The following is a 9,278-nucleotide window of genomic DNA, read 5'->3' on the forward strand; positions in this document are numbered from 1 at the left end:
CTTTCCTGGAGTTTTGCAAATGTCGAATTCCCGAACCCGGCTAAGCCGGAGCGTGCTTGTCGGCGTGTTGATCGTGTCCAACGCCTATGGCGCGTCGGCGCTGACGGTCAAGCGGACCAACCAGCTGATCGATGGGGTCTATGCCCCGGTGCTGATCGTCAAACACAACGGCCAGACAACTGTCCACATGATCGGCAAGGATGGCCTGACCCGCAGCATCATGTTCAATCAGGGCCGCGCTTTGGCCTGGGCGCGACAGCTGTATGGCGCTGAGGCGACAACGGCGTCGAATGACGACGATGCCGGCTCTGATGACGATGATGGCGGCTACGGTGGCAGTTTTTGATCACACCACGCGCGCTGCTCGCCAATGAGGCGGGGGGCGGGCGTGGGCATGTGACCACGCTGCGCGCTGCGGCAAAGGCGCTGGGGCCCGATGTCCGGATCATCGCTGCATTGGCCCGGCAGCACTATGCTGACGAACTGGCAGATCTGTGCGAAAAGGTGGTGAAGGCGCCGCTGCTGGCGCGCCCGGTCGGCACTGTCGGCGAGATGGGGCTACCCGGCAGCGCCACCTGGGGCGATGTGCTGGCTGCCATCGGGCTGGCATCCGACCACAAGATCCGCCGGGGCCTGGCGTTCTGGCGCAAGCTGATCGTTGATGAAGACATATCGCTGCTGATTGCCGATTTCTCGCCGCTGGCGCTGCGGGCAGCGCTGGGCCTGCGGGACGAAGGCTGGGCCATTCGCATCATCAGCATCGGCACTGGCTATCTGGTACCACCGGCGCATATCGACAGATTCCCGTTGTTTCTCAATGACTACTCGACCGTCTTTCATTCGGAAGCAGCGACGCTTACACTTTTGAACGCGGTTGGCGCGGAGAGCGGGCTGGCACCACTGCCGCGCCTTGCGGCACTTTATGACGTGGATCTGTCGCTGGTCACCACGTTCGATTTCCTCGATCCCTATGGTGCCGACCGGGACCCGGAAGACCTGACCGGCTGCCATACTGCTGCGCCGCAAGCGCTGGCGGGTGAAGGGACTGAGGTTTTTGTCTATTTCTCGACCGATGAACTGACCGACGATGCGCTGGTCGTGGCGCTGGAAGGGCTGTCCCTGCCCCGGCGCGGTTATGTTCCCAGCGCCAGCCCCGAGGTGCGCGCCAGACTTGCGGCATCGGGCATGACCTTGCTGGACCACCCCGCCAGCGCCGATGAGATTGCCCGCCGGTCGCGGCTGATCGTGCATGCAGCGCCGCATGGGACCGTGTGCCTTGCAGCACTTTGCGGGCTGCCGCAGGTTGGGGTGCCACAGCATCTGGAACAGCTGTTCAACGCCCGCTGTGCCGAAGCGAAGGGCATCTTGCGCATCGGTCGGCGTGGCGATCCCGGTCTAGGGGCGAAGATTGCTGCGGCCTATGCTGACGTGGGGTTGCGTGATCGTGCGCTTGCAGTGGCAACCGAGCTGCGGCGCGATTATCCAGGCGATCCGCAAGCCGTTCTAGCCGCCCGGCTGGCCCGCCAAGTGCAGGCAGCACGCGACACGCTGGCCTGATCAGCGTTTCAGGAACGCTACCAGTGCCTGGGTGGAGCCGTCCTTGGCGCCAGCATCAGACTTGCCCTCCAGCACCGGCTGCAGCGCCAGCGCCAGTTCCTTGCCCAGTTCCACCCCCCATTGGTCATAGGAGTTGAGGCCGAGGATCACGCCTTCGACGAACACCCGATGTTCGTACAGCGCGATAATCTGGCCCAGCACGAACGGGGTCAGTTGGTCATAGGCCAGCACCGTTGACGGGCGGTTGCCGGGAAATACCCGGTGACGGGCCTGTCGTTCCAGTTCCGCCCCGGTCAACCCTTTGGCGGCCATGATGGCGCGGGCCTCATCAAGGCTGCGCCCGCGCATCAGCGCCTCGGCTTGCGCCAGACAATTGGCAACCAACAGCAGGTGCTGGTGCCCCAAGTCTGGCTCATGCCCTTGTTTTGCCACCAGAAACTCGCATGGGACGACGCGGGTGCCCTGATGGATCAGCTGATAGAAGGCGTGCTGGCCGTTGGTGCCGGGCTCACCCCAGACCACCGGGCCTGAATGGGTGGTTAGATCGCTGCCGTCGATGGCGACGCGTTTGCCGTTACTCTCCATCTCCAGCTGTTGCAGGTAGGCTGGCAGGCGGCTGAGGCGCTGGTCGTAGGGCAGCACCGCGCGCGTGGCATAGCCGCAGATCTGGTTGTGCCAGACGCCGACCAGCGCCAGCATCACCGGCATGTTCTGCGCGAAAGGCGCGGTCAGGAAGTGCTGGTCCATCGCCCGGCCACCGGCGAGGAACTGGTCAAAATCTGCCGGTCCGACGGCGATCATCAGTGCAAGGCCAATCGGCCCCCACATCGAATAGCGCCCGCCGACCCAATCCTCGAACCCGAATACCCGCGCAGGATCAATGCCGTAGGCGGCGGTCTTCGCACTTGCGGTGGACACTGCGGCAAACTGTGCGGCGGGATCGGCGACCTTGCTAGCCATCCAGCGTTTGGCGGTATCGGCGTTGGTCATCGTTTCGATGGTGGTAAATGTCTTGGAGGCGACGATGACCAGCGTCGTCTCGGGGTCGAGGTCCGCCAGCACATCATGGATATGCGCGCCGTCGACGTTGGACACGAAATGCACGCGCGGCCCGTCATGGAACGGCGCCAGCGCCAGCACCGCCATCGCGGGGCCAAGGTCGGACCCGCCGATGCCGATGTTGACGACATCGGTGATCCGCCCACCCTGCCCCTGATAGGCCCCCGATCTGACGTCGCCGGCAAAGGCCGCGCAGGCCGCCCGGATGCGGCGCACCTCTGGCAGCACATCCGCGCCGTCCACGGTAATGGTGGCTTCGCGCCCCGCCCGAAGTGCCACATGCAGTACCGCGCGGCCCTCGGTCACGTTGATCTTTTCGCCAGCAAACATTGCTGCGCGCTTGTCGGTCACACCCGACACTTCGGCCAGTGCGATCAGCGCGTCTCGGGTGGTGGCATCGATGTTGGTCTTGGAATAGTCCAGCAGCATGCCGTCGGTCCGCACCGCAAACCCGGCCGCGCGCGCGTCATCGAACAGGCTGAGGATCGAGCGTTCTGCAACCCGTGCCTGCGCTGCCCGCAGCGGTGCCCATTTGTCCATGATCTACTCCGCCCAATGCACGGTTGCGTTGTCCAATACCGCGCGCACGGGCGCGTCTTTCGGGCCGAGACCCGCCGCAATTTCCAGCGCCGCACGCTTTTCTGCGCCAGTGATCAGAATGTGGATGTTGAAAGCGGCCTGCAGAACCGGTGCGGTCAGGGTGATGCGCGGCTCGCCCGCCGCCTCGGCCCGAAGCGCCATCAGGATCGGGGCCTGCGGACTGAGCGCCTCGTCCAGTCGGTCGGCACCGGGAAAGAGGCTGGCGGTGTGCATATCCGCGCCCATCCCCAACAGCAGCACCGAGATTGGCAGATGCGGCCTGATGCCATCAGCCAGCGTGTCCAGCATCGCCTCCGGCGTGTCGGCGGGCGCATAGAGCGGTACCAGGCGTGCCTGCGCCGCGCGGCCCCGGATCAGGCGCTGACGCACAAGGCGGGTGTTCGAGCGATCCGAGCTTTCAGGCACCCAGCGTTCGTCGTTCAGCACGACCGCGACATTGGCCCAGTCCAGGTCTACCCCCGACAAGGTGTCGAATATCGGTCCCGGAGTGGTGCCGCCGGGCACGCAAAGCGTGGCCTTGCCATCCCGGCGCAGAAACTCTCCCAACTGGCCGGCGATCTTGTCGGCCAGCGACAGCATCATCATCTCGCGGTCGGGGTAAGTTTCGAAGATCATTCCTTGATCTCCCGCCAGCGGCGGCCATCGCGGTGCATCAGCATCAGCGCATCCTCTGGCCCGGACGAGCCGGGGTCATAGGATTGCGGCTTGTCACCGCGCCCTTCCCAGCCTTCGATGATCGGGTCGGTCCAGGCCCAGGCGGCCTCCACCTCGTCGCCGCGCATGAACAGGGTCTGATTGCCGCGGATCACGTCCATGATCAGCCGTTCAAAGGCATCGGGCACATCTTCGGCGGCCTCACCCAGCGCATCGGCAAAGGCCATGTCCAAGGGCACCTGCATCAGGCGCATGCCGCCGGGGCCTGGTTCCTTGATCATCACCATCAGGTTCATGCCTTCGTTCGGCTGCAGGCGGATGACCAGAACGTTTTCATGCCAGCCTGTCGCATCATCGAAAATCGCATGCGGCGGTTGTTTGAAGGTGATCGCGATCTCCGACGCCCGCGCACGCAACCGCTTGCCGGTGCGCAGATAGAACGGCACCCCCTGCCAGCGCCAGTTCGACACATGTACCTTGAGGGCGATGTAGCTTTCGGTCTTGGACGCGGGGTTCTCGCTATGCTCAAGATAGCCCTTCTCGCCGCCGCCCGCACCGTATTGGCCGCGCACGATGTTTTCGGGCGGCACCGGTTTCAGCGCGCGGATCACCTTCAGCTTTTCATCGCGCACCGCGTCGGGGTCGAAATGATAGGGCGGCTCCATCGCGATCAGGCACAACAGCTGCATCATATGGTTTTGCACCATATCGCGCATCGCGCCGGATTTGTCGTAATAGGCCCCACGCCCATTCACGCCGACGGTTTCGGCCACGGTGATCTGCACGTGGTCAACGTATTCGGCCTTCCACAACGGCTCGAACAGGATATTGGCAAAGCGCACCGCCATCAGGTTCTGCACGGTTTCCTTGCCGAGGTAATGGTCGATTCGGTAAATCTGTGCTTCGGTGAAATGCAGCGCCAGCACCGCGTTCAACGCGCGCGCCGAGGTCAGATCGCGACCGAACGGCTTTTCCACCACGATCCTGCTCCAGGCATCGGCAATGGCGTGGTCATGCAGGCGCGAGGCGATGTCGCCGAACAGGCTGGGTGCCACCGAGAAGTAGAACGCCCGGACCACATTTTCGCGCATCAGCGCCTTCAGGGCGGGCCAGCCCGCAGTACCGGTGGCGTCGATTGAAACATAGAAGATACGATCGACAAATCCGTTGATGGCAGTTTCGTCCTGCCGCGCCTTCGGCACGAATTCGGCAATCGCGGCGCGCACTTGCGCACGGTACGCCGCTTCGGTCAGGTCGGCGCGGGCCGCCCCGATGATGCGGCTGTCCGCAGGCATCTGGCCGCCAAGAAAGCGGCGATACAGGCCTGGCAGGATCTTGCGACGGGCCAGATCGCCAGTGCCGCCAAAGATGACCAAATCAAAGACATCCACCGGGATGACGCGCGAAACCATGATTGCCCTTTCGACCGCTTAAAGGCTCGGCGCGGACGCCGTTAGCGCTAACGCCGTCCTTCTACGCCTGACGCTCAGGGCTGTCTAGCACCGCGAGCCATGAGGATGAAAGTGCATTGGGGGCGGCATCCGGGACTTGGGCAGGCTTACGCTTCCAGTTCGGCGTCCCAATACAGATAGTCCATCCAGCTTTCATGCAGATGATTTGGTGGAAAGCGCCGCCCATGCACCTGCATTTCTTCGGCTGACGGCGCGCGCGGCATCCGGTTCAGGCTCATCCCCGCCTGGCGCAAACTGCGCGATCCTTTGCGCAGGTTGCACGGGCTGCAGGCGGCCACCACGTTTTCCCAACTGGTGATCCCGCCTTTGGACCGTGGCACCACATGATCAAAGGTCAGATCGCCCTTGGCGCTGCAATACTGACAGCAGAACTGATCGCGCAGAAAAAGATTGAAGCGCGTGAATGCCACGCGCTTCTGGGGTTTCACATAATCCTTCAGCACGACGACCGAGGGTATCCTGAACACCTGCCTCTGGCTGTGAACCACCTGATCGTATTCGGCAACGATCTGCACCCGGTCCAGCACAGCGGCCTTGATCGCCTCTTGCCAGGGCCACAGCGACAGCGGGTAATAGGACAACGGGCGATAGTCCGCATTCAGCACCAGCGCGGGAAAATGCTTCAGCGCCGCAGGGTCGCGTACAAACTGGGTTCTGAAATCGCCGTCCATTCGCCTGGACACTCCACCCTTGATCCTGTTGTCGGTTCGGTAACGAGGTGCCGCAAGCCTCTCCGACACAGGAACTATATCTGGCGCAATTGCCTATGCAACCCCCAAGAACCTGATTGGTTATCGGGTTATCCACAAGCGCTATCTGCCCGACAAAGGTGACGCCGCCATGACATTTGCTTGATTAAAGGCGCTGCGAGGCCACCGCTGGTGAATGGCCGTGTGGCGAAAACAGAGCCGCGCGATGCCGTCGTGCCTCGGTCAAAGCCTGATCGCGCTGAAAGGCGAACCAGTCGATGAAACCGTCTTGCAGGGCCACCGAATGAAGCGTTCGGGCAACCAGACTGCGCAGCCCCGGCAAACGGCTCCGTACTTTATGGCGGGAGTCTGGCACCAGATCGGACAGGCGGCCCAGATCGTGTTCTGACGGGAAATCGTAGGTGAAGGGTTTCAGAACACCTTTCGGCGTGATCAACAGCGGGTTGACCACATCCGACAGCCGTTGATCAGGCCCGCCGTTCAGCGCCAGCGACCAGGCATCCCGATCTGCGGAAAGGGCCTCTGCGGGGGCCAGATCGGTGTGGACCAGAACCTCGCCGTCATAGGCAAGCGCCAGGGTCTGCCCCAGCATCCACAGACGCGCCTCTTCTTCCGCGCTCAGCGCAAGATCGGTGGCATCCGAGCGAGCGCGCCCCGCCATGACCAGCGGGCGCAACTGGACCGCACGCACGCCGAGCGTTGCACAAAGCTCGATGAAGTCGGGCACATCCTGCAGCGACTGGTTGGACACGGTAAAGGCAGCGGCGGCAGGTTTTCCGATCTCGCGCAGATAGTCCAACGCCTTGATCGCCACATCCCAGGCCCGCGCGTTGCCACGGATCCGGTTGTGCAGGCCCTCCATGCCATCAAAACTGACAGCGATGGCGTCAAGGCTTTCGATCAGCGAACGATGGCGCTGGGTGATGCGGAAGCCATTGGTGATCACGCCGACGCGGTAGCCCAGAACCTTTGCCGCACCGACCAGCCGCTGCAGATCGGGGTATAGCAGCGGTTCGCCGCCCGACAGGCTAAGGACTTCGTAGCCCTCAAGGCGCAAGAGCGACAGCGCCTCTATCAGGGGTTCAACTGGCAGGATCGACGCCTTCAGAGGCGACGAGGTGGAATAGCAATGGCTGCAAGCAAGGTTGCAGCGGTCAAGCGGGTGCAGATGGACCGTGCGGTCGGGCAAGAAGCCCGACCGCGACAGCCCGCACCCCGAAGGATGCGCTGTCATCATCGCCCCCCGAGACCTTGGAGTTCGGGCACATGCATTTCCACCTGCATCCGCCACAGATCGTCGACGAGGATGCCATTGGGGAACAGCTTGATTGCGCGCAGGATGTTGTCCTTCACATAGGCATCGACCGAAAACGGCCGGTCGCTGAAGTAGTCGATGCAGATGCCGTAGGGGCAGAAATCGAAGGCGGCGATCTTCAATCCGTCCCGGATCATCCGCTTTGACACCGCCGCGATGACATCATCCTTGATGTCACGATGCGCGAGGCGTTTGGCGAGGGCTTTTTGTAGGTCTTTGACCGAAGTGGCCTTGATGGCATTAAGTTCCATGGAAATCTCCAGAAGTAAAAGTATTATGAAAATGGAAGTCACCGGTAATTTCCGGCCCCTGCAGCTTGGCACTTTGCTATTCGTCATGCAGGTCTGGATTGGCATACCTGCCGTTCCAAATGGAAAAGGCCCCGGTTGGACCCGGGGCCTTTCCTGATTCTGCTGCTTTGGTCAGGCGGCAGACACGGCCCGCCCCGTCAGAACCTTTACCAGGTTGGCCCGGTAGGCGGGCGTGCCATGCAGATCACTGATCATGTTGCTGCCATCCACCGTCAGCCCGGCAATCGCCGCAGCCGAGAAGTTGGCCGACAGCGCCGTCTCCGCCTCGGTCCAGCGAAACACGCCGTTGTTCGATGCGCCAGTGACGGCGACGCGAACCCCATCGGCGTATTTGGCGACGAACACGCCGGTCAGGGCAAAGCGGCTGGCCGGTTGGTTGAACTTCACATAAGCCGCCTTTTCCGGGATCGGGAAGATCACCGAGGTGATGATCTCGCCCTCTGCAAGCGCGGTGGCGAACATGCCCTGAAAATAGTCCGCCGCCGCGATCTTGCGGGTGTTGGTGACGATGGTGGCACCAGACGCCAGCGCCGCCGCCGGATAACACGCTGCAGGATCGTTGTTGGCCAGCGACCCGCCGGCGGTACCGCGATTGCGCACCGCAGGGTCGCCGATCCCGCCGGCAAGCTTTGCCAGCGCGGGATAGCTTGCTGAGGCCTCCTTCGCCACATCGGCATGAATGGTGGCCGCGCCGACATGCAGCCCGCCATCACCCATGCAGACGCCATTCATTTCGGCAATCCCGGTCAGGCTGACCAGAATTGACGGATCGGCCAACCGCTGCTTCATCGTGGCAATCAGCGTCTGGCCGCCCGAAAGGGGCTGCGCACCGTCGGCCTTCAATGCCTTGACCGCATCGGCGATGGAGGCCGGTTTGACAAATTCAAAATTATGCATTGTCCGTCCTCCCTTAACCGTTGATCGCCGACCACACCCGTGAGGGCGAGACCGGCATGTCGATATGCGTCACGTGTTTGTGGCCGCCGCGCTGCAGCGCGTCGATCACCGCGTTGACCACCGCGGGGGGCGAGCCTATCGCCCCCGCCTCGCCACAGCCCTTTACGCCCAAAGGGTTATGAGTGCAGGGCGTGGAACAGGAATGATCGACGTTGTAGAACGGCACATCGTCGGCGCGTGGCATCGCGTAATCCATGTAGGATCCGGTCAGAAGCTGGCCGTTTTCATCGTAGAAGGTGTTTTCCAGCAGCGCCTGACCGATGCCTTGGCCGACGCCGCCATGCACCTGCCCCTCGACGATCATCGGGTTCATCACATTGCCGAAGTCGTCGGCACAGGTGAAGGACGCGATTTCGACCCGCCCGGTGCCTTCGTCAACCTCGACCTCGCAGATGTAGGCGCCCGCCGGGTAGGTGAAGTTGGCGGGGTCGTAGAAGGCCGTCTCCTCCAGCCCCGGTTCCAGCGTCTCTAGCGGGTAGTTGTGCGGCACATAGGCCGAAAAGGCGATCTCGCCGAAGGTCTTGGCCTTGTCCGTGCCTGCCACGCTGAATTTGCCGTCCGCAAAGGTGATGTCACCCTCTGCCGCTTCCAGCATATGAGCGGCGATCTTCTTGCCCTTGGCGATGATCTTGTCCACCGCCCT

The 9,278-nt window shown here is 62.7% G+C and carries 10 protein-coding genes; 2 read left to right on the forward strand and 8 right to left on the reverse strand.

From position 1 onward, the window contains the following. Nucleotides 1-19 precede the first annotated feature (19 nt). Both RMO18_RS07480 and RMO18_RS07485 read left to right on the forward strand, forming a co-directional pair. Nucleotides 20-346 carry a hypothetical protein gene (locus tag RMO18_RS07480; RefSeq protein WP_309664937.1) on the forward strand — a complete coding sequence of 109 codons (327 nt, stop codon included), beginning with the start codon at nt 20-22 and terminating at the stop codon, nt 344-346. After that, on the forward strand, nt 343-1,557 hold the full coding sequence (locus RMO18_RS07485; protein ID WP_309664938.1) for a hypothetical protein: 1,215 nt from the start codon (nt 343-345) through the stop codon (nt 1,555-1,557). Before RMO18_RS07480 ends, RMO18_RS07485 begins: the two co-directional genes overlap by 4 nt. On the opposite strand, the gene pgi is transcribed toward RMO18_RS07485, so the two are convergent. The 8 genes from pgi to RMO18_RS07525 form a co-directional block, all read right to left on the reverse strand. Further along, a complete protein-coding gene (pgi, locus tag RMO18_RS07490) occupies nt 1,558-3,156 on the reverse strand; it encodes a glucose-6-phosphate isomerase (RefSeq protein WP_309664939.1) in 1,599 nt (532 codons plus the stop codon). 3 nt (nt 3,157-3,159) lie between these two features. Continuing rightward, on the reverse strand, nt 3,160-3,831 hold the full coding sequence (gene pgl / locus RMO18_RS07495; protein WP_309664941.1) for a 6-phosphogluconolactonase: 672 nt from the start codon (nt 3,829-3,831) through the stop codon (nt 3,160-3,162). Continuing rightward, the gene (gene zwf, locus RMO18_RS07500; RefSeq protein ID WP_309664942.1) at nt 3,828-5,282 is read right to left on the reverse strand and encodes a glucose-6-phosphate dehydrogenase; all 1,455 of its coding nucleotides are present in this window, start codon (nt 5,280-5,282) and stop codon (nt 3,828-3,830) included. Before zwf ends, pgl begins: the two co-directional genes overlap by 4 nt. Nucleotides 5,283-5,428: 146 nt before the next feature. Further along, a complete protein-coding gene (locus RMO18_RS07505) occupies nt 5,429-6,013 on the reverse strand; it encodes an HNH endonuclease (protein ID WP_309664944.1) in 585 nt (194 codons plus the stop codon). Between the two features lie 184 nt (nt 6,014-6,197). Then, entirely contained in the window at nt 6,198-7,286 is a 1,089-nt protein-coding gene (locus RMO18_RS07510; protein ID WP_309664945.1) for a radical SAM protein, read from the reverse strand. Continuing rightward, the gene (locus RMO18_RS07515; RefSeq protein WP_309664946.1) at nt 7,286-7,618 is read right to left on the reverse strand and encodes a hypothetical protein; all 333 of its coding nucleotides are present in this window, start codon (nt 7,616-7,618) and stop codon (nt 7,286-7,288) included. The genes RMO18_RS07510 and RMO18_RS07515 overlap by 1 nt, the downstream gene beginning before the upstream one ends. A 171-nt stretch (nt 7,619-7,789) precedes the next feature. Next, complete coding sequence (locus RMO18_RS07520; protein WP_309664947.1) at nt 7,790-8,575, reverse strand: FAD binding domain-containing protein; 786 nt, start codon at nt 8,573-8,575, stop codon at nt 7,790-7,792. Nucleotides 8,576-8,588: 13 nt separating this feature from the next. Next, on the reverse strand, nt 8,589-9,278 hold a 690-nt coding region (locus RMO18_RS07525), incomplete at its 5' end, for a xanthine dehydrogenase family protein molybdopterin-binding subunit (protein WP_405054027.1).

The organism is Tabrizicola sp., from assembly GCF_031377265.1.
In the GTDB taxonomy this organism is placed as follows: domain Bacteria; phylum Pseudomonadota; class Alphaproteobacteria; order Rhodobacterales; family Rhodobacteraceae; genus JAUYQR01.